We start from the raw sequence: 23,528 nt of genomic DNA, 5'->3' as shown, positions 1-23,528 counted from the left end.
GTCATTTGCTTCCTTCAATCGAGCCGAACGTTCCCGAGTCGGCCCTGGGGGTCGAGCTGGGCATGAAGTGCGCCAGCCAGCGCGCGCGTCGGCTGATCGGTGAAGCACCGGTAGAAAGCCTGGTTGTAGGGGCCGACTCCATGCTCGGCGCTGAAGCTTCCGTCGAACTCCTCGACGACAACTTGGTACAGCTTCGAGCGCAGCCGAACAATGGCATCGGCGCTGGTCTCCGGAGCAACGACGATGTTGAGATGCACCCCGCCGTCGCCCAAGTGACCGAAGTCGCACACAAGGGCGGACGCAACTTCGGCGGCGATCAGCTCCACGGAACGCGCGCGAAATGCGGCAAAGCGCGAGCGACTGACGGACACGTCGAAGGCGACGAGCTTCCCGAGCGCCTGCACCGATTCGCTGATGGCATGGCGGATCCGCCAAAGACGTTCTGGCTTGTCCACCACGGCGTCCAGCATCCCTGGGCGCTCGATCTGCGTCTCGAGCCAGCCCATAAGAATCGACTCCAGGTCGAGCCCGGAGGCCTTCGATACCGCGCTCGACACCTCCAGCAGGACGGCATACGGCGGCGCGACCGGGAAAGGGGCAGACACGCCCGGAAGATGCTCGACGGCTGCAGTCAACGCGCTGCCGGACATACCTTCGAACGCGCTCACGAACTCGCCGAGCGCATCCTCGAAAGAGCAAAGAAGCTCCATAGCCACTTCCGCGGAATCGACCGCAACGAGCGCAGCGGCGGTTTGCCGCTGAACAGGATGGAGCTTCAGCGTGGCATGAGTCACGACGCCGAAGGCACCGAAGGTGCCCGTCATCAGCTGGGTCCAATCGAGACCGGTATTGTTCTTGCGTAATCCGCGCGTCGATCCGACACGTGCGCCCGGCGGATTCGCGAGAACCCCAGCAATGGCCAGCACGTTCTCGCGAACACCGCCATAGCGGATCAGTCTCGAACCTCCAGTGTTGGTGGCCGCCATCCCGCCAATGGACGGATCCGCACCGAGATCGATTGGAAAGGTCAGACCATGCTCGGCGGCGGCGCGGTTGACGTCCGACAGCCGGTACCCGGCAGCCACGACCGCGCTTCGATTGACCGGGTCGATCTCCAATCTGTCTCGCAAGCGCTGTGTGGACAGCACCCATTGCGTGCCGCTGCCGCTCGGCGTGGCCGCTCCGACGAGGCCCGTGGCAGCGCCCTGGACAACGAAGGACGCATCTGCGCCGACGAGTTCCTGGACCACCCATGCCAGCTCTTCGGCGCTTGCCGGCCGCACCACGGCACGCGCGATGCCCCGCCCGTGTCGAGCGGAGGCCTCAAATGGCGCCTTGTCGCCCGCGTCCGTCAGAAGTCCCTGCACACCCAATCGGCTGGCCAGCCTGTCGATGAGGCCATGGTCCGGTGCTTGCGCCGCAACGGAAGAATGATGGGTTTCCGAGTTCATGGCGTTCAGTTCGACGCCATGACCGGTACGTTGGCCAGTTCGCGCCTGCACTCTTCGAGTGAGGCTGCTTGCGCGGCCTCGTACAAGGCGAACTCGTTCATGACGCTCGTGCCCAACGCGGTTTCAAAAGCTTCCCGGTTGCCGCCGGCGACGTAGCGCGCGGCTCCTTCCGATCCCAGGTTCGAGCGGAAGATGCCTGCGGCGCTGACAGGGAGGAAGTCTTCATACACAAGCGGCTCCGCACGCACCAGGCTCTGGTCCAGAAGCTCGTCGACGCTCGCGTTCGCCGATACCGGCCTCGAACGGACCAGGTTGCGTCGGTCGACCGAATAACGGAAATATGCAAGTCCCGCCCGCTGCAGCGCCCGTGCATCATCCGGGAAGGCTTCGAAGACTCGCGCCAGAGCCGATGCCCTCGACCCTGCATCGCGCCCGGCCTCCAAAGAAGCTTTCAATAGATCGTCGTAGAGCGCACGCCCTTTGGGCGTGAGCGCGCAACCGCGCTGTTCGATCTCGCCGAACCGGGCCGTGTGAGTGCCGTCAGCGCCTTCGGCTCCCTGGAAGCGGATCGGCTCTTCCAGGGCGAGAAAGCTCGTTTGGCGCAACAGGATCGGGCACTTGCGCTTCGGCGGACCTTCGATCGCGTCTTTCGCACGGATGCCCTTCTCCAGCATCGCCGCCTGCGCCTGGTCGATGTCGAGCACGCGGGGGGTCAGATGGTTGATATGCGGCCCCTTGAAACACACCACATCGGCGATGAGCGGATGCGACGCTCTCAGCTGCCGATAAGTCTCGATGTCGACGGTCGCCTCGCTGTGCCAGCGAAAGGTCTCGAGCGCCTGCGCGACGAACTCTTGCGTGTCCCGGCCGGACAGGCCGCCATCGCGCTCCGCGCGGTCAATGAGCTCGAGGCAGCGCGGCGTGAAGATGCTGCGCCCGACGAGGATCTTCGCGGCACGCTCGCGCAGTGCGGCGTCGCCGATCAAGTCCAGACGCAAGAGCGACGTGAACACCCGGAAAGGGTTTCGCTTGAGCGAAGAATCTTCGACGGGACGGAAGGCTGTCGCGTGCACCGGAACGCCGGCCACCGAAAGGTCGTAGTAGCCGACCGCTCGCATGCCCATGACGGCGAACAAGCGGCGCATGACCGCGAGCTCCTCGACGGTCCCGAGACGAATCGCGCCGTGACGCTCCACGTCCAGGCGATCGAGCTGGCCGGCCACACGCAGGCGGTCGGCGAGCTCTTTGCTCTCTTGCAGCACCTCGGCATTGATATCGGCGACGAGATCGAGCAGGGCACCGTACTGAGGCACCTCGGTCTTGTACATGCCGGACAGTGCCCGCGAAAACAATGTACGGATGTCGTCGGGTTCCACAAACGCGTTCGTCTTCATGGGCGGTTCCTGTGAAGAATTCGGAGGGGTAACTATCGTCAAAAGGGCGAGCGATTGATAGCGATATGTTGGAACGATTTCATGTCAAAATGGAATCAACTCGCTCAGCAGGCGCGCACGCCGTATATAGGGCAGCCCTTCAACCTATTGCGCATTGATCATCATGTTCAGACGAGAATTTCTTCCCTCCATGGCGCAGCTCATGGCGTTCGAAAGCGCTGCACGCCATGCAAGCGTTTCGCGCGCAGCACAGGAACTCCATCTCACGCAAAGTGCGATCTCGCGCCAGATCAAGCAGCTGGAGGATCAGCTCGGCACAGCACTCTTTCATCGCGTGCGTCAGCGCATCGTGCTGACGGATGCGGGCCGCGTCTATGCGGCGGAGCTGCGCGCAGGCCTGGAGACAATGTCGAACGCCACCCAGCGCGTGATGACCATGGGCGGCATCGGCGAGGTTCTCAATCTGGCCGTGCTGCCGACGTTCGGGACACGATGGCTCATTCCCCGGATGAGGCGCTTCGCTGCGCTGCAGCCTGGCGTCACGGTCAATTTCGCGTCAAGAACGGAACCCTTCGACTTTGCGCGCGAGCCCTTCGACGCGGCCATCCACTTCGGCGTCGACTTCTGGCCGGGCGCCTCCTGCGATTACCTTCTCGGCGAAAGCGTCGTCCCTGTTTGCAGTCCTGAGTTCAAGCGCCGCAGCGGCATTCACACCCGCGAGGATCTTGCGGGTCAGTGCCTCCTTCACCAATCGTCGCGGCCCATGCAGTGGGCGGAATGGTTCGAGCAGGTCAAGATCGCGGCGCCGCATGCCATGCGCGGCCCGCGCTTCGAGCAATTCGCAATGCTCGCGCAGGCCGCGGCGAATGGACTCGGGGTGGCGCTGGTACCCAAGTTTCTCGTCGAGGAAGAGCTCGCATCGGATCGATTGATCGTCCTGTTCCGTGAGGCGCTGATCACCCAGCGGGCCTACTACGTCGTCGTTCCAGAGACCGGCGCAGAAAATCGCCTTGTGCTGGCATTTCGGGACTGGCTCGTTGGCGAGGCCGCCGCGGCGCGGCCGCGCGGCCAGACGAAATCACGCGAGCCAGCTGCGGCCGTCGTACGCTGAAACCTCGATGGCGCGGCCCGCTGTCGCGACCTCGTCGACGCAATTCAGGTTCACGTTCACCTGTTCAGGCGCCGAGCGCGGGTTGCAGTGCGTGTGGATGCCACAGTGCCGACAGAAGTAATGATTGGCGCGTAGCGTGCCAAAGCGATACACGGACAGCTCGTCTGCTCCCGACTTCAGAACGAAGCGCTCCGCCGTGACCCGGTGATGCAGTGCAGCCTTGCGCACGCAATAGCTGCAGTTGCAGCGCACACCCTTGGTGAGATCCGAAGAAAAACAGAAGCGGACCGCACCGCAGTGGCATTGTCCAGGGTGCCAGGACAGTCGCGCCTCCACGCTCATGCCAACGCAGCGTTGGCAGACTCCGACGCCTTGAATCGCCCGAGAAAGGCGCGCGTCGATTCCTGCCGCGGGTTGTCGATCACAACGCTCGGCGGGCCGCATTCCGCGACAACGCCGTCGCGCATGAAGATCACCTGATCGGCGACCTCTCGCGCGAAGCCAATCTCGTGCGTCACCAGGATCATCGTCATGCCTTCTTTGGCCAGGGCCTTGATGACGTTCAAGACTTCCCCGACCAGTTCCGGATCCAAGGCCGAAGTGGCTTCATCGAACAGCATGACCGTTGGCTTCATGGCGAGTGCTCGCGCGATCGCGACGCGCTGCTTCTGTCCGCCGGAAAGCTTGTCCGGGTAGTAGTCCGCTCGGTCCAGCAAACCCACCTTGGCCAGCAGCGCGCGCGCCTCGGACTCGGCTTGCGCCTTTGGCGTCTTGAGGACGGTGACCGGGCCTTCCATGACGTTCTGGAGGGCCGTCATGTGCGGAAAGAGATTGAAGTGCTGGAACACCATCCCCGTAGACGCCCTGAACCGCGCGAGCTTTCGCTCGTTGGGCAGCGTCGTGTGCGCACCGTTGAACTCGATCGTCTGCTCACCCACCGTGATGCGACCACCGTTCGGGACCGACAGGAGATTGATGCAGCGCAGAAGCGTCGACTTGCCGGACCCGGACGGCCCGATCATCGCGACGACTTGGCCGCGCTCGATCGTGAGCGTGATGTCCTTCAGGACCACGTTCTGTCCAAAGGCCTTTTTCAGGTTGGAGATTTCGATCAGGGGACGGGACACTTCACACCTCCTTCGGGCCAGCGCCGAATTCCATGCGTTTGGCCCAGATCGTGATGGGCAGCAGAACCGCGAAGTACGTGATCGCGATGAAGGTGTAGATCTCCAGAGGACGGTAGGTGTCGTGTGCGATCACCTGACCTTGATACAGCAGGTCGGGGACGGCCAGTACGGAGAGCAGCGAAGTGTTCTTCAGCTGCATGATGGATTGGTTCATCAGCGGCGGGACCATCTTCTTGAACGCCTGAGGAAGGATGACGCGTCGCAGCAGTTGCAGGCGCGTCATGCCGAGCGCCTTCGCTGCCTCCGTTTGTCCGGCGTCGATCGAGATGATCCCCCCGCGAACGATCTCCGAGTAGAAGGCGCCGCCATAGAGCGTCAGGCAGAGCGTGGCGGCCACCATGGCCGACATCTCGATGCCGGTCAGAACAGGCAAGGCGTAGTAGAACCAGACAAGCTGAACGAGCACGGGCGTGCAGCGGAACACCTCGATGTAAGCGCGCAGTGGCGCGGTCAGCAAGGGACTGCTGGAGAGCCGGCCCAGGCCGGTCACCAAGCCAACCAACAGCCCCAGGATGACGCAGACCACCGTGAAGATCAGCGTGTACATCAGGCCGCTGAGCAACAAGCCCCGGTACTTCCACAACACGGCGAAGTCCCAGTCATACCCTGCTGCCCCGGGGACCGGACCACCGCCGGAGAAGTGCTTCATGGCCGCCCAGATGCCAGCAAGGGCGAAAAGCACCAGGAGCGCTATGCCAAGTTGAGAACGGCTCTTCGGCTCGTTCGAGGTGTCCGCGTAATCCATGAGAGTCTCCTCAGAACTTGATTTCAGGCGGGAATGCGCTTGCGGGAACGCCTGCGAGCTTCTCCATGTTCTTGAGGATCACGCCGCGGACTTCGCCCTTGCCGCGAACTTCGGACAACCAGGCGTTGACCGCCTTCTGCATGCCCGGATCCGACTCCTTGCGCAGGCCGATGCTCACCGGCGCGGTGTAGACGGGCTGCGGGATGTACATGGTACCGATGGAGCCGCGCTTCGCGAGCAACGGCTGCGCCAGCAAGATCACGAGAATCTGGCAATCAGAGCGTCCCGCTTGCAGGGACATCGTGGCGGCGCCCGAGTTTTCCAGGCGCGTGACCTCAGCCTTGGGCAGCACGCGCGTCGCCAGTTGGTCATGACTCGAGCCGACGTCCACGACGATCTTCGTCTCGGGCGTGTTCAGCTGCTCCCAGGTCTTCTGCGGACTGCCCTTCTTGCAAACCACGGTGTAGGTGTTGTCGAAGAGCGTCTCGGAGAAGTTCACAACTTCCTTGCGGGCCGGCGTCGGCGCCATGCCGAACATGGCATCGATCTTGTTGGATTGCAGGTCGAGCACGGCGTTGCCCCAGGTGGTCTCGACGTACTCGACCTTGGCCCCGAGCTTTTGTGCAAGGCTTTCCGCGAAGTCCGGTCCGAAGCCTTCCCACTTGCCACTGCTGATGTCCTTGGCGAAATACGGAACGGCGCCGGCAACCGCACCGACGCGCAGGACCTTGGTTCGTTGCACCCTTGCCAACGAGCTTTCAGGCTCTTGCGCGGAAGCCGAACCGAAAGCGCAGACGGTAGCCACGGCCACGAGAGCGCGGAAGAGGTTTCGTTTGGTAAACACGGTATCTCCAAGCAAGAAGCTCGCCATTGAAAAAAAGGAAAGAACGCTTTCCAGCTCGGGATGAAGTCTAGAAGTCAGTGCTGTCACAAACAACGTGGCACATCGTCAATACGACGAAAATCTATCGTCATACCGACAGCGTTCTCGGCGAAACGTATGCTATCTCGCCTTTCCGCGGTTTCTTAGCCGCTGACTGCCGCAACGGGTGCGCAGGCCGACTTCAGACCTAAAGCTCATCAGCCTCGGCGATCTTGCGTTCGGAATGCGTCTGCGATGGACAACTTGAGGCGCGTGGTGCACCAGTTGCAAGCGGCACGAGGATCTCAACCGCGACGCATCCAGCCAATCGGGAAAAACGCGAGTGCGCTGCGTGCTCACACACGCTCAACCTCGCGCGCTGGCAACTCGACGAACACCCTCGTCAGTTTGACGAAGCGGCTGGCTCTTTCGACGATCTGCTCTCTACCATCTGTCAAGACTCGCTTCTACATTTTCATTCAACGGGCACACATGCTCACTGGGGAATGAAATGACGAAGCTGCAGATCGACAACGTTCTGGTTCTGGGTGCTGGCAAGGTCGGCAGCACGGTGGCGGACATGATCGCGGAGTACCACCGCTTGCCAGTCACGCTCGCCGATGTGAAGCCGGGTCGCGGTGTTGAGAGCGACACGTTGGTGCGCCGAATCGCGCTCGACGTTGAGAGCGCGAAGGATCTGGGCGCGGCGCTCTCGGCCCATTCGGTCGTGATCAACTGCCTGCCCTTCTACCTCGCGCAGCGCGTGGCCACCGAGGCTGCAAGGCGCGGCGTCCACTACTTCGACCTCACCGAGGACGTGGCTGCGACGAAGGCCATCCGAGAGATCTCGAAGGACGCGACTTCGGTCCTCATGCCGCAGAGCGGCCTGGCGCCCGGCGTGATCGGCATGCTCGGAGGCTACCTGGCCGGCCGCTTCGACGAGCTCTACGACCTGCGTCTGCGCGTCGGCGCCCTGACGCGCAACGCAACGAACAGCCTGCGGTACAACTTCACGTGGAGCATCGACGGCGTCATCAACGAGTACTGCAACCCGTGCGATGCCATCGTCAACGGCCAGCTCGTATCGGTGCAACCGATGGAGGGACACGAGACCTTCACGCTCGACGCAGAAGCGTTCGAAGCCTTCAACACGTCGGGCGGCCTGGGTACCCTGTGCGAGACCCTGAAGGGGAAGGTCAGAAACCTCGACTACAAGACCATCCGCTATCCGGGGCACCGCGCCGCGATGGACTTCCTCCTGCACGACCTGCGCCTGATCGAGCGCCGCGACCTGCTGCGCCAGGTGCTCGAGCACGCCGTCCCGCACAGCCGTGAAGACGTCGTGATCCTGTTTGCCTCGGCGTCCGGCCTGCGCGACGGCCGCTTCGAACAGGAGACGCGCGTCGGACGTGTGTTTGGTGCTCCGCTGCGCGGAAAGGACCGCACAGCCATCGAACTCACCACCGCCGCTGGCGTTGTCGGCGTGTTCGAGTTGCTGCAGCAGGGGAAGCTTCCGGCGCGCGGCTTCGTCGGCCAGGAGCAGGCCCCGCTCGAACAGTTCCTCGCGACCAAGGTCGGTCACTACTACAAGGGCCTCGGTGTCTCGTCCGCCGCCAGCGCGGCCACAGGCGAACCCGCGCACGCCTGATCAGTTCTTCGGCGGTGCCGGCATCGGGTCGGCACCGCTGCCCTCTTTCGCAATCCAAAAGTGGAGCTTCCCATGCGTGGTGCAGATGTGCTCGTGCAAATGTTGATCAACTACGGCGTCGACGTTCTCTTCGGCGTCCCCGGGGACACGAACGTTCCCTTCTATGAAGCGCTCCAGCGCCGCACGGGCGATATCGAACACGTGATGGCGCGCGACGAGCGCTCCGCCGGGTACATGGCCGACGCATACGCGCGCCTGACCGACAAGCCGGGCATCTTCGAGTGTCCGTCGGGAGCCGGCGCGATGTACTCGATTCCTCCGGTTGCCGAGTCGAACGCCTCCTCGGTGCCTGTCATTCTCCTGACGATCGACCTCCCGCTGCCGGGCGAAGGCCGCGGCATGATCACCGAACTCGATTGCGCGAAGCTGTTCGAGCCGGTGACGAAGATGTCGGTGCAGATCAAGTCGGCGGACAAGCTCCCCGAGATCATCCGGCGCGCGTTCCGGGTCGCCTGCTCCGGAACCCCCGGCGCAGTGCACCTGCAGATCCCGGAGGACATGCTCCTCGCCGAGATCGACCCGAACACGATCTCGCTGCACGCCGAGCCCGAGTGCAAGACCTTCCCCGCATTTCCGATGGCGCCGGCTCCTGGAAAGCTGGACGAACTTTTCGGCCTGCTCAAGGCGGCGCGCAAGCCGCTGTTCGTTGCAGGCGGTGGCGTGAACCGTTCGTGCGCCGGAAGCGCTCTCACCGACATCGCGGCCAGGCTCAACGTTCCGGTCGTCAACACGATCACCGGGCAGGGCTCCTTGCCGGACGACCATGTCCTGGCCATCGGCGTCATCGGCGACAACGGCTTCCACCCCCACGCCAACCGCGCCCTGGAAGAGTCCGACCTGGTGATCTTCGTCGGCTCGCGGATGGGCTCCGTGGTCACGGTGGGGTGGACCTTCCCGAAATCGACGCTGAACAAGCGCGTGGTGCAGATCGACATCAATCCCGAGCGTCTCGCGAACAACTACGAGAACCTGCTGTCGATCGCCGGCGATGCGCAGCTCGTTCTGCAGCAGATGTTGAAAGAGACTCCCGTGGACTTCGACACGTCGAAGCACCAGAAGTGGGTCGACCACCTCAACGAGTACCGTTCGAATTTTTGGGAGCATGCCGAGTCGGTGCTGTCCCTGGACGACGTGCCGCTGCGGCCCGAGCGCGTCGTTCGCGAGTTCAACAAGCGCCTGGAGAAGTACGGCAAGGCCGTCCACATTCTTTCGGACGCCGGCACGCCGACCCCCTACATGACCCGCTTCCTGCGGATCGGCGATCGTCGCACTCGTTTCGTGATTCCCCGCGCATTCGGTGGCTTGGGTTCGGCCATCCCGGCGGTGGTCGGCGCCTGGTACGCGGACAAGAACCGACGGCCGATCGGCATGTTCGGCGACGGGTCTTTCAACATGACCGTAGGCGAACTCGAGACGCTGGTGCGCAAGAAGGTCCCCGCGCTGATGATGCTGTTCAACAATGGCTGCTTCGGCTGGATCAAGGGGCTTCATCGCCTGAAGGGTCACGACGAGTGCTTCGGCGTCGACTTCCTGCCGCCGCGCGGCCAAGCCATTGCAGAGGCCTTCGACATCAAGGCCTGGACCGTCACGACGCCGGACGAGTTGATCGCGGCGCTGGACGAAGCTTTCGAATACGACGGCCCTTGCCTCATGGACATCCGCGTCGAATCGCTCGCCGATCGAGTGCCGCCGGTCTATTCCTGGCTCACCAAGAAGGGGCTCGACCCCCTGGCGCTGCAGCCCGAAGACGTCGCCTACCTGTAAACCCGTGGGCGCGCGCAGCCGCACGCCCAGTTGCCGATGAGTCGAGGAAACAACATGAGTGAACTGCTGTCCGTCTTCCAGCGCTGCGGCATCGAGCCGGGCGAATACCAAAGCGGCTCGCTTGCCGTGCGCTCTCCCGTTGACGGCGCCGAGCTGGCCCGCCTGCACGAAACGCCTGCGTCGCAAATGAACGGGATCATCTCCAGGTCCAAGGCCGCCTTTCTCAAGTGGCGCACCGTGCCGGCCCCCGTGCGCGGCGAACTGGTGCGCCTGTGGGGCGAGGAGTTGCGCCAGGCGAAGAAAGACATCGGCTACATCGTCTCGATCGAGGTCGGAAAGATCATCGAAGAAGGCCAGGGCGAGGTTCAGGAAGGCGTCGACATCTGCGAGTTCGCGCTGGGCCAATCGCGGCAGCTTTGCGGCAAGACCATCGTGTCCGAGCGTCCTGGCCATCGGATCATGGAGCAATACCATCCGCTGGGCCCGGTCGCGGTCATCACCGCGTTCAACTTTCCGAGCGCGGTGTTTGCGTGGAATGCGGCGCTCGCCCTGGTGTGCGGCGATCCGGTGATCTTCAAGCCGTCGGAAAAGGCACCGCTGTCGGGGCTCGCCACATTCAAGGCGCTCGAGCGCGCCATCGCCCGCTTCGGCAACAAGGCGCCTGAAGGACTGGCCCAGATCGTGATCGGAAAGGCGCCACTGGCCGAAGCCCTGGTCGAAAGCCCATCGATTCCGCTCATTTCGGCGACCGGATCCACGCGGATGGGTCGCGCCGTCGGCCCCAAGGTCGCCAGCCGGTTCGGCAAGCGCATCCTTGAACTCGGCGGCAACAACGCCATGGTCGTCACGCCGGCGGCAGACCTTGACATGGCGCTGCGTGCCATCCTGTTCGGCGCTGTCGGCACCGCGGGGCAGCGCTGCACGTCGCTGCGCCGCCTGATCGTTCATCGCTCCGTCAAGGACGCGCTCCTCCAGAAGCTGTTGAAGGCCTATTCGACACTGCGGATCGGAAATCCCCTGACATCCGGCACCTTGGTCGGCCCGCTGATCGACGAAGACGCCTACAACGCGCTGCAGAAGTCGATCGCGGCCGCCAAGGAGCAAGGCGGCAAGGTGTTGATCGGCGGAGAGCGCGCGCTCGAGCAGGAGTTTCCGAAGGGGTTCTACGTGCATCCAGCCATCGTCGAGATGCCTGAGCAAACTGCCATCGTGCGTCACGAGACCTTCGCCCCCCTGCTCTATGTGCTGACCTACGACGACTTCGACAACGCGATCGAAGTGCACAATGATGTGCCGCAGGGCCTGTCATCCTGCATCTTCTCGAACGACATGCGCGAGGTCGAGACCTTCATCTCCGCAGCCGGCTCGGACTGCGGGATGGCCAACATCAACATCGGGCCGAATGGCGCCGAGATCGGCGGCGCCTTCGGTGGGGAGAAGGAAACCGGCGGCGATCGTGAAAGTGGCTCCGATTCCTGGAAGCAGTACATGCGTCGCACCACCAACACCATCAATTACTCGACCGAACTGCCTTTGGCCCAGGGCATCAGCTTCTTCTGAGCTCAACCGGCGCTGCACCCCTCTTCCTTCCCTTTCCTCAACGCATCCGAAATGGAGTCGATCATGAAACGTCGCAATTTTGTTGCTGGTTCGATGTTGGTGGCCTCCGCCGCTCCGTGGACGGCGGCGTTCCCGCAAGCGAACGAATCGACTTGGGAGCGCGTGACGCGCACCAAGGTCATGCGCGTCGGCGCCGTGGATGGCGGACTCCCGTACTACAAGAAGGATCTCGTGAGCGGTGAGTGGCTCGGCTGCATGGCCGACCTTTACCGCGGTCTGGCGAAAAGCATGGATGCAAAGCTCGACATCACACCGACCAGCTGGGGCAACTCCGTGCTCGAACTGCAGTCGCAGAAGATCGATATCTTTTTCGGCCTGAATCCGACGCCCGCACGCTTGGCGGCGATCGACTTCACAGATCCGATCCTCAATATCGCATTCACCGCGGTGTGTAGAAAAGGCTTCACGCCCAAATCCTGGGCAGATCTCGATCAGCCCAACATCAGGATCGTGGTGGACAAGGGCTCTTCGCATGACACCCTCGTCACGCGGCTACTCAAGAGCGCGAACATCACGCGCCTGGAAAGCGCGGTTGATGCGACGCTCGCGTTGCAGGTCGGTCGCGCTGACGCTCAGATCCTTGTCTTGCCGTTGGCCCTGAGCCTGGCCAGCAAGAATCCCGCGGTGGGTCAAGTGGTCATACTGACGCCCGAAGAAAATGCGACCTCTAATGGCGGCGTTCGCAAGGAGGCCGACTCGAGGTGGCTCAAACATGTCAATGGTTGGCTTGCCGCCGAACGCGCAAGCGGCAACATTCGCAAGATCTTCATCTCGAACCTCAAATCTGTCGGGGGCGTCAGCGAAGACAAGATTCCGCCCCAGATCAAGGTCTGACCGTCGGGGCCCATGGTCTCAGCAGAAAACGGACCGCGTTTGACCTTTAAAGATCACGATTACACATCATGAAAATCCAAAACATTGAGGTACACCTGCTCGAATCGCCCATCAAGATGAAGCGTTCGCAAGGTGTCGGAAGCATTGCCGCCTCCATCAAACGCGTGGTGGTCCGTGTTCGAACCGACCAAGGCATCGATGGCATCGGCGAAGGGCAGGCATGGGAGGTCTTTTCGGGAACCAACGAGAACCTGTTCCATGGGATCGCGCAGTACTTGCGGCCCGTGCTCTTGGGCAAAGATCCACGCGATATCCCACTGCGCATGATGGAGTGCGACCGCGCGCTGGTCGGTAGCCCAGAAGCGAAGGCGGCCGTGGAAATGGCGCTGTTCGACATTTGCGGCAAGGCGGCAAGCTTGCCCCTGTACGCGTTGATCGGCGGCAAGGTAAGGGACAAGATTCCCTTTTCCTTCTCCATCGCCAATCCAGACATCGACGACGACATCGAGCTGGCAAAACAGATGCTGTCCGATGGACATCACATTTTCAAGATAAAGACTGGATTCGCATCGCATGCCGAAGACATGCGCAGGCTCTCGCTACTTAGAGAACATCTTGGCTTCGAATTCGATCTCCGGATCGACTACAACCAGGGTCTTCAGCCCTACAACGCGCTTCAGCAGCTGCGCGATGTCGAACAGTTTAAGCCCACTTTTATCGAGCAACCGGTGCCGCGAGATGCCATCGCGGCGATGACGCAGATCGCGGCGGCATTGGACACGCCTGTCATGGCCGACGAAAGCGTATTCTCGCCGGCCGAGGCGCTTCGCACTATCGTGGAGCGCGCCGCCGACATCATCAGCATCAAGCTCATGAAAGCCGGCGGAATTGGCAAGGCCATGAAGGTGAATGCGGTGGCCGAAGCTGCAGGTCTTCCATGCTACGGCGGCACGCTATGGGAGGGCGGCGTCGCGCTCGCTGCGGCTTCTCATTTCATTGCCGCGAGCTCCAACGTGTCTTTGGGCTGCGAGTTCTACATGCCCAAGTATGTCTTCCAGGAGGACATTCTTGTGCAGATGACACCGGCCGAAGCAGGGCACGTGCATGTGCCGAGCGGCCCGGGAATCGGCGTCGAGATCGATTGGAAGATCGTAGAAAAGCAACGCATCGCGCTCGCCGCGTAAATGTGGATATCAGCGCACGCAGCGAGACCGCGCCATCCGGCGCCATGGACCGGCCGAGTGTGGGCATCCAGCCATTGGGCAGCATCTATGGACAATAGCGTTCTGCTCGTGGGCGTCGATCTGGGGGGCTTTCCCTGCGCTCTCGAACTCCAGCGTCGGCGCGCCACCATCACCCTGCTGGAGCGCATGGAATCGGTCCGGGAAACGTCACGATGCAATGTCGGCGCCATCGCATGCAGCTCGTTGATGCTGGTCAGCAGTCCCTGCCAGCGGCGCTCCCGCTCCAGCCTTCTGGGGAATTGCACGACCCCGTCTCGCAACTGCCGCTGGCGCAGGCCATCACGGTCGATTGATCCGACTGCGCCCTGCGCCGCCGGCATGCAAACTCGGATGGATCTGTTCACCCGATGAAAAACACCGTTGCCATTCTGGGCGCCGGCATCGTTGGCGTGTCGTGCGCGCTCGAGCTGCAACGGCGGGGCCATGACGTGACGATCTTCGATCGCGTGGCGCCAGGTCGCGAGACCTCGTACGGAAACGCCGGCGTCATCGCACGCAGCTCGCTGATGCCCTTCAACAATCCCGGGCTGTGGGCATCTCTTCCAAAGCTGTTGAAGAACAATTCGGCGCAGTTCCGCTACGACCCACTGTTCCTGGCAAGGAACCTGCCTTGGGCGCTGGGCTTTCTTTCCAGCGCGCGCTCGAGCGTCTTCAATGAGACCACCGCCGCGCTCGACGCATTGATCCAGCTCTCGACCAAGGAGCACCAACGCTTGCTCGCCGAGGCGGGAGCCGCACACCGATTGCGCGCCAATGGCTGGCTTTTTCTCTATCGAAGCGAACAGGGCTTCGACGGCAGCCGGCTGTCTCGCGACACCTTCGACAAGTTCAGCATCTCGACACAGGCGCTCGATGCGCAAGAGCTTTCGGACCTCGAGCCTGATCTGAAGCATCTTTTTCCCCGTGCGCTCTGGATCAAGGACACGTCCTCTGTCGACAGTCCCGGCCGAGTGGTGGAAGCGTACGCGAAGCTTTTCGTCTCACGAGGAGGACGGATCAAGCAGGCCCTCGTCGGCGGACTTCGCCGGGCGGCTGCAAATGACGCGTGGCAGATCGTCGAGGAGGACGGCAGAGCCCATGAGGTCTCTCGGGTCGTGCTCGCCCTGGGACCATGGACCAAGGAATTTGCCAGGAAGTCGCTCGGCATATCGGTGCCGATGGCGTTCGAGCGTGGCTATCACATGCACTATGGCGCCGCCGGCGGCGCCACGCTCAGTCGCCCGATCTACGACACCGGCGGCGGGTATGTGCTTTCACCCATGGAGCAAGGCTTGCGCTTGTCCACCGGTGTGCAACTCACCGCGCGCGATGCGCCGAAAAACCTGAGCCAGCTCGAACTCGCAGAACGATCGGCACGGGAAGCTTTTCCCTTGGACGGACGGCTCGAAACAGACCCTTGGCTCGGAAGCAGACCCACGCTTCCGGACAGTCGGCCGATGATCGGTGAATGCCCTCGACATCCCGGCCTGTGGCTCGCGTTCGGTCATCAGCACATCGGCTTCAGCACCGGCCCCGGCACTGCCTCCTTGCTGGCGTCCATGATGGTCGGCGAAGCTTGCGCCTTCGACCCGGCGCCATTCCGGCCTTCTCGTTTCATTCACTGAGGACAAGCGTGGGCCTGGCGCTCGCACGCCCGGTCTCTATGGCATTGCCAGGTGCCAAGCCTGCATCCAGATCGCCATGCCGTCGATCACTTCTTCCATCACCTCGCCGTCGTCGCGGCCGGAGCGCCGGGGCACGTGAAAAGAGTGGTCCGCATAAGCGACCTCCATCAGCGACCCGCGGTCTCCCAGTTCCTCGACCACCGAGCGAATCCTGCAGAGCTCGGCGAGCTTGTCCTCCGTGCCTTGAATGAACAGCATGGGCAACTGCACGTCGAACAGGTGCGCCGCGCGGTCGGTCGAAGGCACCCCTGCCGGATGCAGCGGAAAACCCAGGAAGACGAGGCCGGCCACGCCGGGCAGCGGCGCCAGCGCCTGCGCCTGCGACGTCATCCGGCCGCCGAACGACTTGCCGCCCGCGAAGAGGGGAAGCGCGCCGAACATCTCGGAGGCCCGCGCGGCAGCGGCCCGAACCGCGGCATGGGCAACGCGAGGTGAATCAGGACGTTTGCTGCCAAGCTCCATGTACGGAAACTGGTAGCGCAAGGTCGCGATCCTTCGTGCGGCCAAGCCGTCCGATACCGCGCCCATGAACGGATGCGCCATGCCCGCACCCGCGCCGTGAGCGAACACATAGCAGGCAGTCGGATCAGCCGGCGCCTGCACGAGCGCGGAGACGCTCACGCTGCCGTCGACGGGAATGGAGATCTTCTGCGTTTCAGGCGTCATGCAGAGTGGGAGGGAGTTGAACCCCAAGTATGCAGCGCACCGCCCCTACCAGCGCAGCGCCGCCGTGTGCACCGGCGCATCCCACAGCGACACCAGTTCGTCATCGAGCAAGCTCACGGTCAGTGAGGCGCCCGCCATGTCGAGCGAAGTCGTGTAGTTGCCGACCAGCGATCGGACCGGCTTGAGTCCCTCGGCCTCGAGGCGCCGGTTCGCCGCATGGTGCAGCAGGTAGAGCTCCATCAAGGGTGTGCCGCCGAAGCCGTTGACGTGCAGCAGCACCTGGCGCCCAGCCTGGGCCTTCAGGTCGCCGAGGATCGCATCCATCAGCGTGCGCACGATCTCGTCGGCCGGCATGTGGGCGGCGCGCCGCCGCCCGGGCTCGCCATGGATGCCGACGCCGATCTCGATCTCGTCGGGCCCGATGTCGAAAGTGGGCCGCCCGGCCGCCGGCACCGTGCAACTCGTGAAGGCCACGCCCATCGATGCGGTGGCCGCGTTCACGCGGTCGCCCAGCGCCTTGCACTCAGCCAGCGTCGCGCCCTGCTCGGACAGCGCCCCGACCATCTTCTCGACGACCAGCGTGCCGGCCACGCCGCGGCGGCCGGTCGTGTGGGTTGAGTTCTCCACCGCCACGTCGTCGTTGACCAGCACGGTCGCGTTCTCGGTTTCGAGCATCTCGCTCGCCATCTGGAAGTTCATGCCGTCGCCGGCATAGTTCTTGACGATGAAGAGCACACCCTGGCCGGTTTCGGTGGCGGCCGCGGCGGCCAGCATCTGGTCGGGCGTGGGGCTGGTGAACACCTGGCCCGGGCAGGCCGCATCGAGCATGCCGCGGCCGACGAAGCCGGCGTGCAGCGGCTCGTGGCCCGAGCCGCCGCCGGAGATCAGCGCCACCTTGTTCGCCGCGCGCTCGCGCCGGGCGACGAAGGTGGGCTCGAACTCGACGCGCAGCAGCTGCGGATGCGCCTCCACCATGCCGGCCAGCGCCTCGCGCAGCATCGCGTCCACGTCGTTGACGAACTTCTTCATGCGATTTCCTTCCATGTGTCGCACACCGCGGTAATGGCGACTTCGCAGGTCTTCGAGCCCGGGTCGATGTGGCCGAGCGCGCGTTCGCCGAGGAAGGAGGCGCGGCCCTTGGTGGCGGTCATGTCGCGCGTGGCGAGCATGTTGCGGTGGGCCTCGGCCGTGAGCTGCTCGCACACCTGCGGCAGCGGCGTGTTTTCTTCGGCGAGGCGTTGCAGCAGGCGCGAGACCGGGATCAGCACGTCGAGCATGGTCTTCTCGCCGAGGTCGGCCTTGCCGCGGCTCTTGATGGCCTCGACGCCATCCGCGAAAGCGGCGGCGAACTGCCGGCGGTCGGGCTCGTCGATGCCGGCGAGGGTCTTGCCCATCGCGATGAAGAAGCTCGATATCAGCGGACCCGAGGCGCCGCCGATGGTCGACAGCAGCTTCAGGCCGATCTTGCCGAAGGCCGCACCGGGCGCGAGCGGCGCCAGCTCGTCGCGCATCGCCATCAGCACATCGCAGCCGCGGCGCACGTTGATGAAGTGGTCGCCGTCGCCGATCGCGCGGTCCAGCGATTCGATCTGGCTCTCGTTGGCGAGGATCGCCGCCTGCACGGCTTCCAGCGCGTCGATGATGTGTACCGTTTTCATGGGACTTCCTGGATTCGGGGTGCGGCGATGCGGCATCCGGCCGCATCGAAGAAAAGACAGCGCTCGGCGGGAAAGCCGAAGCGCGCCTCGGAACCCGGCGCGAGCGGCGCGTCGAGCATCACGCGCGCATGCACCTCCACGCCCTGCCGCTCGGCCACCAGCTGGTGCTTGACCAGTGAGCACTCGATGATCTGGAAGCCGGCCGCCTCGCCCTCCGGCGAGAGCAGCACGTCCTCGGGGCGGATCGCAACGTGCGCGGTGCCGGCCGGCGAGCGGCCGTCGAACCATTGCGCCGGCAGCACGTTGATGGCCGGCGAGCCGAGGCGCTGCGCCACCGGCAGCGTGTGCGGGTCGCCGTAGACCGCGAGCGGTGTGCCCACCTGCTGCAGCACGCCGCGTTCGAGGATGCCGATGCGGTCGGCCATGGTGGTGGCCTCCACGTGGTCGTGCGTCACGTAGATCACGGTGGCGCCGGTGCTGCGCTGCAGGCGCCGGAGCTCGACGCGCAATTCCTCGCGCAGTTGCGCATCGAGCGAGGAGAGCGGCTCGTCCATCAGGAACACGCGCGGCCGGCGCACCAGCGCGCGGCCGATGGCCACGCGCTGCATCTCGCCGCCCGAGAGCTCGGTGGCGCGGCGCGTGAGCTTGGCCTCGATGTGCAGCATGGCCGCCACTTCCTCCACCCGGCGCTTGACCTCGGCCGGCTCGCTGCGCCGCAGCGGCGAGCGCAAGGGGAAGGCGAGGTTGTCGAAGACGGTGAGATGCGGGTAAAGCGAGTACTGCTGGAACACGAAGGCGCAGTCGCGGCTCGCGGGCAGGCTGTCCGTGATGTCGTGGCCGTCCATGCGGATGCGCCCGGCATCGGGACGCTCCAGGCCGGCGATGAGGCGCAGCGTGGTGGTCTTGCCGGCGCCGCTCGGGCCCAGCAGCACGAGGAATTCGCCGTCGGCGACGTGGAGGCTCAGCTCCGTCACCGCCTTGACCTCGCCGAAGGCGCGGCTCACGCCGCTAAGTTCAATGCTGGCCATGGCGCAAGGCCTCCCGGTGGTGGCGCGTGGTCGCGCTGGCAAGCAACTGCTCGGTGCCGGCGTCGAAGAGCACGATGCGCGCGGTGTTGAAGCCGATGGCGACACGGTCGCCCAATGCCGGCCGTTGCGACTTGTCGATCAGCGCCTTCAGTGTGCCGGCCGCGGTGGCGAGCTCGGCGATCCAGTGCGAGCCGAAGTACTCGACATGCCGCACCTCGGCCGCGAGCCCTTCGCCCGGTGCAGCGACCTGCACGTGCTCGGGCCGTACGCCGAGGACCGCTGCGCCGGCGCCTTGCTCGATGCGCGGCACCGTCACCGGCAAGCCGGCCAGCGAGACCGCGTCATCGCCCGCGCGCACCGCGCCCGAGATCGGCACGAAGTTCATCGGCGGCCGGCCGATGAAGCGCGCGACGAACATGCAGCTCGGAAAGTTGTAGATGCCGCCCGGCTCGTCGGCCTGCAGGATCTCGCCCTGGTTCATCACGACGATGTGGTCGGCCAGCGCCATCGCCTCGTTCTGGTCGTGCGTGACGAACACGGTGGTGGTGCGCAGGCGCTCGTGCAGCTTGCGCAGCTCTACGCACATCAGCTCGCGGAACTCGGCGTCGAGTGTGCCCAGCGGCTCGTCCATCAGGAAGGCCTGGGGCTGCCGCACGATCGCGCGGCCCAGCGCGACGCGCTGCCGGTCGCCGCCCGAAAGCCCGCCCACGCGCGCGCCGAGCAGGTGCTCGATGCGCAGGATGGCCGCGACATCGGCCACGCGCCGATCGATCTCGGCGCGCTTCAAGCCTTCGTTGCGCAGCGGGAACTCGAGGTTGCCGCGCACGCCCAGGTGCGGGTAGAGCGCGAAGAGCTGGAACACCATCGCGATGTCGCGTTCGCGCGGGCGCAGGTAGGTCACGTCCTGGCCCGCGAGCGTGATCGAGCCGGAGGTCGGGAACTCGAGGCCGGCCAGCATGCGCAGCGTGGTCGTCTTGCCGCAGCCCGAGGGGCCGAGCAGCACGACGAACTTGCCGTCTTCCAGCGTCAGTGTGGAGTCGCGCACGGCGACGAAATCGCTGAAGCGCTTGTGCAGCTTTTCGATGCGGATCTCGGCCATGTCAGTGCAGCTTTCCGGCGACCGTATAGCCCGCGACCCCGGCCAGCAGAACGGCGAAGGACCAACTGTAGATCTCGAGCGACCAGGGCTGCATCAGCATCGCGAGGCCGAGCCCGATGAGGGCGATGCTGGCGGGCTCCCAGCGCGCGCGGGACAACCAGTTCTTCTTCATTTCCGAATCGCTCCGAAGGTGATGCCGCGCAACAGGTGCTTGCGCAGCAGCACGGTGAACACCAGCACCGGCAGCAGGAACAGCGTGGTGCCCGCGGCCATGGCCGGCCAGTCGAGGCCGCCCTCGCCGATGATGGTCGGGATGAAGGGCGGCGAGGTTTGCGCCGTGCCGCTGGTGAGCAGCAGCGCGAAGGCGTACTCGTTCCACGCGAAGATCAGGCAGAAGATCGCGGTGGTCGCGATGCCGGTGGCGGCCTGCGGCAGCACCACCTTGATGAAGGCCTGGAAGCGCGTGTAGCCGTCGACCATGGCGGCCTCCTCGTACTCGCGCGGGATCTCGTCCATGAAGCCCTTGAGCAGCCAGACCGAGAGCGAGAGATTAACCACCGTGTAGAGCAGGATCAGCCCGAGGTGCGTGTCCGACAGGCCGACCGCGCGGTACATCAGGTAGATCGGGATCGCCACCGCGATCGGCGGCATCATCCGCGTCGACAAGATGAAGAACAGCAGATCGTCCTTGCCCGGCACGCGAAAGCGCGAGAAGGCATAGGCCGCGAGCGTGCCCAGCACCACCGACAGCAGCGTCGAGCCGAAACCGATCAGCACCGAGTTGAGATAGCGGTCCGAGAAGCGCGAGGGCCCGGCCAGGATCATCTGCTGCTCGCGCACCAGGCCTTCGTACCAGGTGGCGGGCGGCGGCAGCGCGGCCAGTTCCTGTGCGCCCACGCGCGAGCGGGTGGTGAAGAGGTTGACGTAGCCGATCAGCGAAGGCTGCGTGATGACCTGCGGCGGATAGGCGATCGCATCCTGCGGCGTGCGGAAGCTGGTGAGGAGGATCCACACCAGCGGGATTAGCGAGATCAGCGCGTAGCCGATCACGACGATGCCGGCGAAAGCCTTCGCGCGCGGCGTCGGGTCGAGCGGGCTGTGGACGGCGTTCTTCATCGTTGCTTCACCCGATCGAGGAATCGCACCGTCACGAGCGAGAGCCCGTAGATGGCCACGAAGAGGATGATGGCCAGCGCCGAGCTGTAGCCGGTGCGCCATTTCTCGAAGGCCTCGCGCTTGAGCTTGATCGACGCCAGCTCGGTCACCGAGCCCGGGCCGCCGTTGGTGAGCTGGTCCACGAGGTCGAACATCTTGAAGTTCTCGATCACGCGGAACAGCACCGCGAGGATGATGAAGGGCATCACCATCGGCAGCGTGATGCGCCAGAACTTGGTCCACTCGCTCGCGCGGTCGATCTCCGCGGCCTCGTAGAGATAGGGCGGGATCGAGCGCAGGCCGGCCAGCAGCAGCAGCATCACGTAGGGCGTCCACATCCAGGTGTCGACCAGCACGATGGCCCAGGGCGAGAGCTTCGTATCGCCGAGCATGGTGAAGGTGCCGGGCCCGCCGAAGAAGTTGACGATGTAGTTGAAGATGCCGTACTGCGGCTCGAAGAAATACTTCCAGAAGGTGCCGACCACCGCCGGCGCCAGCATCATCGGCAGCAGGATCGCGGTGCTCCAGAAGCTGTGCGTGCGAAAGCGCCGGTTCAGCATCAGCGCCAGGCCGAAGCCGAGCAGCAGCTGCAGCGTGATCGAGCAGGTGAGGAAGTGCGCGGTGGCGCGCATGTTCTCCCAGATCGACTCGTCGTTGAGCACCCGCGAGTAGTTGCCGATGCCGACCCACAGCACCTCGGCGCCCGGCCGGTTGGCGCGGAAGTTGGTGAAGGACAGCCAGATCGTCCAGATGAGCGGGAAGATGTTGAAGGCCAGCAGCAGCAGGATCGTCGGGCCGACGAAAAGCCATGCCAGCGCGCGGTCGGAGAGGCCTTGGCCGGGCACCCTGCCGCGAACGGCGATGCCCGGCTCGGCGCGAACGGTGGTGGCCAACGGGAGGGCGCTCATGGTCGGCTCCGCCGTCTCACGCTTCAAGGCTTGATCTTCCCGTCTTCCTTGAAGACCTCGGTCCAGTCCTTGAGCAGACCGTCGAGCGCTTCCTGCGGCGTGCCCTTGCCGGCCACCACGTAGTCGTGCGTGCGCTTCTGCATCGCCAGCAGCAGTTGCGCGTAGCTCGGCTCCTGCCAGAAGTCACGCACGATCTTCATCGAGTCGAGGAACACCGGCGCGTACGAGGTGCTCTTCTCGAAGCCCGGCTTGCCGAGCACCGCGTTGTGGCACGAGAAGCCGCCCGCGTCCCACCATTTCTGCTGCACCGAGGGCTGCGCGAACCACTTGATGTAGTCGAGTGCGAGCTCCTTCTTGTCGGAGTACTTGACGACCGAGATGCCCTGGCCGCCGAGCTGCGCCGCGGCGACCTTGGCCTTGGGCATGGTGAAGAAGCCGGTCTTCTCGCCGCCCACGTTCGGGTCCTTCGCGATGCCGGGGAAGAAGGCGATGAAGTTCATCTGCATCGCGACCTGGCCCGACTTGTAGGAGTCGAGGTCCTCGGTCATGTAGGCGTTGGAATGCCCGGGCGGCGTGCAGCAGTCGAACAGCTCCTTGTAGAACTTGAGGCCGGCCACGGCCTCGGGGCCGTTGATGAAGCCTTTCATGTCGTACGGCTTCTTTGGGTTGTCGTACTGCATGCCGTAGGCGTACAGGGTGTTCGTCACGCCCATCGTGATGCCCTCGGAGCCGCGCTCGGTGTAGAGCGCCGCGCCGTAGACCTTCTTGCCGTCGATCGTGCGGTTCTGGAAGAACTGGCCGATCTGCTTGAACTCGTCCCAGGTCTTGGGCGGCGCGAGCTCGCGGTTGTACTTGGTCTTGAACTCCGCCTGCAGCTCGGGCCGGGCGAACCAGTCCTTGCGGTAGGTGAAGGCCACGGCATCACCCATCGCGGGCAGCGCCCAGTAGTTCTTCGTGCCCTTGGGCCAGGTCGAGTAGCCCTCGACGGTGGCGGGCATGAAGTCGCTCATCTTGATGCCGTTCTTGTCGAAGAACTCGTTGAGCTTGATGTAGTGGCCCTCGGTCGCGGCCGAGCCGATCCACTGGCTGTCGCCAATCAAAAGATCGCACAGCTTGCCCTTGGAGTTGAGCTCGTTGAGCATGCGCTGCGCGAAATTCGGCCAGGGCACGAACTCGTACTTCATCTGCACGCCGGTCTGGGCGGTGAAGTCCTTCGACAGCTCCACCAGCGCGTTGGCCGGATCCCAGGCCGCCCAGCACAGCGTGAGCTGCTTGGTCTGGGCCTGCGCGGCACCGGAGGCCAGCGTCAGCGCCGCGAGGAGCGCCGTGCCGAAAGTCGATCGCTTGTTCGTCAACCACTTCATTGCTTCATCTCCTGTTGGTCATGGGACGATTGAAGAATAAAGATTGCAGTAAATAAATCAATCAAC

The 23,528-nt window shown here is 64.1% G+C and carries 22 protein-coding genes; 7 read left to right on the top strand and 15 right to left on the bottom strand.

Annotated elements, in window-relative coordinates; translation table 11 throughout:
- Positions 1-14: 14 nt before the first annotated feature.
- Together BLS74_RS17150 and BLS74_RS17145 are read right to left on the bottom strand one after the other, a co-directional pair.
- Positions 15-1,451, bottom strand: a complete 1,437-nt coding sequence (locus BLS74_RS17150) for an FAD-binding oxidoreductase (protein WP_093108343.1) — start codon at positions 1,449-1,451, stop codon at positions 15-17.
- Positions 1,452-1,456: 5 nt separating this feature from the next.
- Complete coding sequence (locus tag BLS74_RS17145) at positions 1,457-2,845, bottom strand: 2-oxoadipate dioxygenase/decarboxylase HglS (RefSeq protein ID WP_093108342.1); 1,389 nt, start codon at positions 2,843-2,845, stop codon at positions 1,457-1,459.
- A 163-nt stretch (positions 2,846-3,008) separates the two neighbouring features.
- Between BLS74_RS17145 and BLS74_RS17140 the strand changes: the two genes are divergently transcribed.
- Positions 3,009-3,956: a LysR family transcriptional regulator gene (locus BLS74_RS17140; protein WP_093108494.1), complete on the top strand. Its 948-nt coding sequence runs from the start codon at positions 3,009-3,011 to the stop codon at positions 3,954-3,956.
- On the opposite strand, the gene BLS74_RS17135 is transcribed toward BLS74_RS17140, so the two are convergent.
- From BLS74_RS17135 to BLS74_RS17120, 4 genes are all read right to left on the bottom strand, one after another.
- Entirely contained in the window at positions 3,924-4,298 is a 375-nt protein-coding gene (locus BLS74_RS17135) for a GFA family protein (protein ID WP_093108341.1), read from the bottom strand. The two genes, BLS74_RS17140 and BLS74_RS17135, sit on opposite strands and share 33 nt — an antisense overlap.
- Entirely contained in the window at positions 4,295-5,083 is a 789-nt protein-coding gene (locus tag BLS74_RS17130; RefSeq protein ID WP_093108340.1) for an amino acid ABC transporter ATP-binding protein, read from the bottom strand. Before BLS74_RS17130 ends, BLS74_RS17135 begins: the two co-directional genes overlap by 4 nt.
- Before the next feature lies 1 nt (position 5,084).
- Positions 5,085-5,792: an amino acid ABC transporter permease gene (locus tag BLS74_RS17125; protein WP_244503918.1), complete on the bottom strand. Its 708-nt coding sequence runs from the start codon at positions 5,790-5,792 to the stop codon at positions 5,085-5,087.
- 106 nt (positions 5,793-5,898) lie between these two features.
- Positions 5,899-6,819 (bottom strand): transporter substrate-binding domain-containing protein, encoded by a 921-nt coding sequence (locus tag BLS74_RS17120; protein WP_244503917.1) that lies wholly within the window; start codon positions 6,817-6,819, stop codon positions 5,899-5,901.
- Between the two features lie 442 nt (positions 6,820-7,261).
- On the opposite strand from BLS74_RS17120, the gene BLS74_RS17115 reads away from it, so the two are divergent.
- The 6 genes from BLS74_RS17115 (at position 7,262) to BLS74_RS17090 (ending at position 15,524) form a co-directional block, all read left to right on the top strand.
- Entirely contained in the window at positions 7,262-8,398 is a 1,137-nt protein-coding gene (locus tag BLS74_RS17115; RefSeq protein ID WP_093108338.1) for a saccharopine dehydrogenase family protein, read from the top strand.
- A gap of 72 nt (positions 8,399-8,470) precedes the next feature.
- On the top strand, positions 8,471-10,222 hold the full coding sequence (locus tag BLS74_RS17110) for a thiamine pyrophosphate-binding protein (protein WP_093108337.1): 1,752 nt from the start codon (positions 8,471-8,473) through the stop codon (positions 10,220-10,222).
- A gap of 54 nt (positions 10,223-10,276) precedes the next feature.
- Positions 10,277-11,782, top strand: a complete 1,506-nt coding sequence (locus BLS74_RS17105) for an L-piperidine-6-carboxylate dehydrogenase (RefSeq protein WP_244503904.1) — start codon at positions 10,277-10,279, stop codon at positions 11,780-11,782.
- A gap of 63 nt (positions 11,783-11,845) precedes the next feature.
- Positions 11,846-12,676: a transporter substrate-binding domain-containing protein gene (locus BLS74_RS17100; RefSeq protein ID WP_244503903.1), complete on the top strand. Its 831-nt coding sequence runs from the start codon at positions 11,846-11,848 to the stop codon at positions 12,674-12,676.
- Positions 12,677-12,744: 68 nt separating this feature from the next.
- On the top strand, positions 12,745-13,860 hold the full coding sequence (locus BLS74_RS17095; RefSeq protein ID WP_093108334.1) for an enolase C-terminal domain-like protein: 1,116 nt from the start codon (positions 12,745-12,747) through the stop codon (positions 13,858-13,860).
- 407 nt (positions 13,861-14,267) lie between these two features.
- Positions 14,268-15,524 (top strand): NAD(P)/FAD-dependent oxidoreductase, encoded by a 1,257-nt coding sequence (locus BLS74_RS17090; protein WP_093108333.1) that lies wholly within the window; start codon positions 14,268-14,270, stop codon positions 15,522-15,524.
- 36 nt (positions 15,525-15,560) lie between these two features.
- On the opposite strand, the gene BLS74_RS17085 is transcribed toward BLS74_RS17090, so the two are convergent.
- From BLS74_RS17085 to BLS74_RS17050, 9 genes are all read right to left on the bottom strand, one after another.
- Positions 15,561-16,205 (bottom strand): alpha/beta hydrolase family protein, encoded by a 645-nt coding sequence (locus BLS74_RS17085; RefSeq protein WP_348272431.1) that lies wholly within the window; start codon positions 16,203-16,205, stop codon positions 15,561-15,563.
- A gap of 90 nt (positions 16,206-16,295) precedes the next feature.
- Positions 16,296-17,279 (bottom strand): dihydroxyacetone kinase subunit DhaK, encoded by a 984-nt coding sequence (gene dhaK / locus BLS74_RS17080; protein ID WP_093108331.1) that lies wholly within the window; start codon positions 17,277-17,279, stop codon positions 16,296-16,298.
- Positions 17,276-17,908 carry a dihydroxyacetone kinase subunit DhaL gene (gene dhaL, locus BLS74_RS17075; protein ID WP_093108330.1) on the bottom strand — a complete coding sequence of 211 codons (633 nt, stop codon included), beginning with the start codon at positions 17,906-17,908 and terminating at the stop codon, positions 17,276-17,278. Before dhaL ends, dhaK begins: the two co-directional genes overlap by 4 nt.
- A complete protein-coding gene (locus BLS74_RS17070; RefSeq protein ID WP_093108329.1) occupies positions 17,905-18,936 on the bottom strand; it encodes an ABC transporter ATP-binding protein in 1,032 nt (343 codons plus the stop codon). Before BLS74_RS17070 ends, dhaL begins: the two co-directional genes overlap by 4 nt.
- Complete coding sequence (locus BLS74_RS17065) at positions 18,923-20,035, bottom strand: ABC transporter ATP-binding protein (protein ID WP_093108328.1); 1,113 nt, start codon at positions 20,033-20,035, stop codon at positions 18,923-18,925. The genes BLS74_RS17070 and BLS74_RS17065 overlap by 14 nt, the downstream gene beginning before the upstream one ends.
- Position 20,036: 1 nt before the next feature.
- A complete protein-coding gene (locus BLS74_RS34415; RefSeq protein ID WP_170855626.1) occupies positions 20,037-20,207 on the bottom strand; it encodes a hypothetical protein in 171 nt (56 codons plus the stop codon).
- Entirely contained in the window at positions 20,204-21,151 is a 948-nt protein-coding gene (locus BLS74_RS17060; RefSeq protein WP_093108327.1) for a carbohydrate ABC transporter permease, read from the bottom strand. The genes BLS74_RS34415 and BLS74_RS17060 overlap by 4 nt, the downstream gene beginning before the upstream one ends.
- Positions 21,148-22,098, bottom strand: coding sequence for a carbohydrate ABC transporter permease (locus tag BLS74_RS17055; protein WP_093108492.1), 951 nt, complete (start codon positions 22,096-22,098; stop codon positions 21,148-21,150). The genes BLS74_RS17060 and BLS74_RS17055 overlap by 4 nt, the downstream gene beginning before the upstream one ends.
- Before the next feature lie 23 nt (positions 22,099-22,121).
- Positions 22,122-23,462 carry an ABC transporter substrate-binding protein gene (locus BLS74_RS17050; protein WP_093108326.1) on the bottom strand — a complete coding sequence of 447 codons (1,341 nt, stop codon included), beginning with the start codon at positions 23,460-23,462 and terminating at the stop codon, positions 22,122-22,124.
- Positions 23,463-23,528: the final 66 nt, after the last annotated feature.

The sequence above is a fragment of the Variovorax sp. CF079 genome, from assembly GCF_900101545.1.
Classification (GTDB): domain Bacteria; phylum Pseudomonadota; class Gammaproteobacteria; order Burkholderiales; family Burkholderiaceae_C; genus Variovorax.
Note: the sequence above shows the minus strand (reverse complement) of the source record. Positions and strands in the feature narration are given on the sequence as shown.

What these genes read in the sequence shown, in the direction of transcription:
- BLS74_RS17150 (WP_093108343.1), bottom strand. Translation starts at nt 1,451, where the DNA reads ATGAACTCGGAAACCCATCATTCTTCCGTTGCGGCGCAAGCACCGGAC.
- BLS74_RS17145 (WP_093108342.1), bottom strand. Translation starts at nt 2,845, where the DNA reads ATGAAGACGAACGCGTTTGTGGAACCCGACGACATCCGTACATTGTTT.
- BLS74_RS17140 (WP_093108494.1), top strand. Translation starts at nt 3,009, where the DNA reads ATGTTCAGACGAGAATTTCTTCCCTCCATGGCGCAGCTCATGGCGTTC.
- BLS74_RS17135 (WP_093108341.1), bottom strand. Translation starts at nt 4,298, where the DNA reads ATGAGCGTGGAGGCGCGACTGTCCTGGCACCCTGGACAATGCCACTGC.
- BLS74_RS17125 (WP_244503918.1), bottom strand. Translation starts at nt 5,792, where the DNA reads ATGAAGCACTTCTCCGGCGGTGGTCCGGTCCCCGGGGCAGCAGGGTAT.
- BLS74_RS17115 (WP_093108338.1), top strand. Translation starts at nt 7,262, where the DNA reads ATGACGAAGCTGCAGATCGACAACGTTCTGGTTCTGGGTGCTGGCAAG.
- BLS74_RS17110 (WP_093108337.1), top strand. Translation starts at nt 8,471, where the DNA reads ATGCGTGGTGCAGATGTGCTCGTGCAAATGTTGATCAACTACGGCGTC.
- BLS74_RS17105 (WP_244503904.1), top strand. Translation starts at nt 10,277, where the DNA reads ATGAGTGAACTGCTGTCCGTCTTCCAGCGCTGCGGCATCGAGCCGGGC.
- BLS74_RS17100 (WP_244503903.1), top strand. Translation starts at nt 11,846, where the DNA reads ATGAAACGTCGCAATTTTGTTGCTGGTTCGATGTTGGTGGCCTCCGCC.
- BLS74_RS17095 (WP_093108334.1), top strand. Translation starts at nt 12,745, where the DNA reads ATGAAAATCCAAAACATTGAGGTACACCTGCTCGAATCGCCCATCAAG.
- BLS74_RS17090 (WP_093108333.1), top strand. Translation starts at nt 14,268, where the DNA reads ATGAAAAACACCGTTGCCATTCTGGGCGCCGGCATCGTTGGCGTGTCG.
- dhaK (WP_093108331.1), bottom strand. Translation starts at nt 17,279, where the DNA reads ATGAAGAAGTTCGTCAACGACGTGGACGCGATGCTGCGCGAGGCGCTG.
- dhaL (WP_093108330.1), bottom strand. Translation starts at nt 17,908, where the DNA reads ATGAAAACGGTACACATCATCGACGCGCTGGAAGCCGTGCAGGCGGCG.
- BLS74_RS17070 (WP_093108329.1), bottom strand. Translation starts at nt 18,936, where the DNA reads ATGGCCAGCATTGAACTTAGCGGCGTGAGCCGCGCCTTCGGCGAGGTC.
- BLS74_RS17065 (WP_093108328.1), bottom strand. Translation starts at nt 20,035, where the DNA reads ATGGCCGAGATCCGCATCGAAAAGCTGCACAAGCGCTTCAGCGATTTC.
- BLS74_RS34415 (WP_170855626.1), bottom strand. Translation starts at nt 20,207, where the DNA reads ATGAAGAAGAACTGGTTGTCCCGCGCGCGCTGGGAGCCCGCCAGCATC.
- BLS74_RS17060 (WP_093108327.1), bottom strand. Translation starts at nt 21,151, where the DNA reads ATGAAGAACGCCGTCCACAGCCCGCTCGACCCGACGCCGCGCGCGAAG.
- BLS74_RS17055 (WP_093108492.1), bottom strand. Translation starts at nt 22,098, where the DNA reads ATGAGCGCCCTCCCGTTGGCCACCACCGTTCGCGCCGAGCCGGGCATC.
- BLS74_RS17050 (WP_093108326.1), bottom strand. Translation starts at nt 23,462, where the DNA reads ATGAAGTGGTTGACGAACAAGCGATCGACTTTCGGCACGGCGCTCCTC.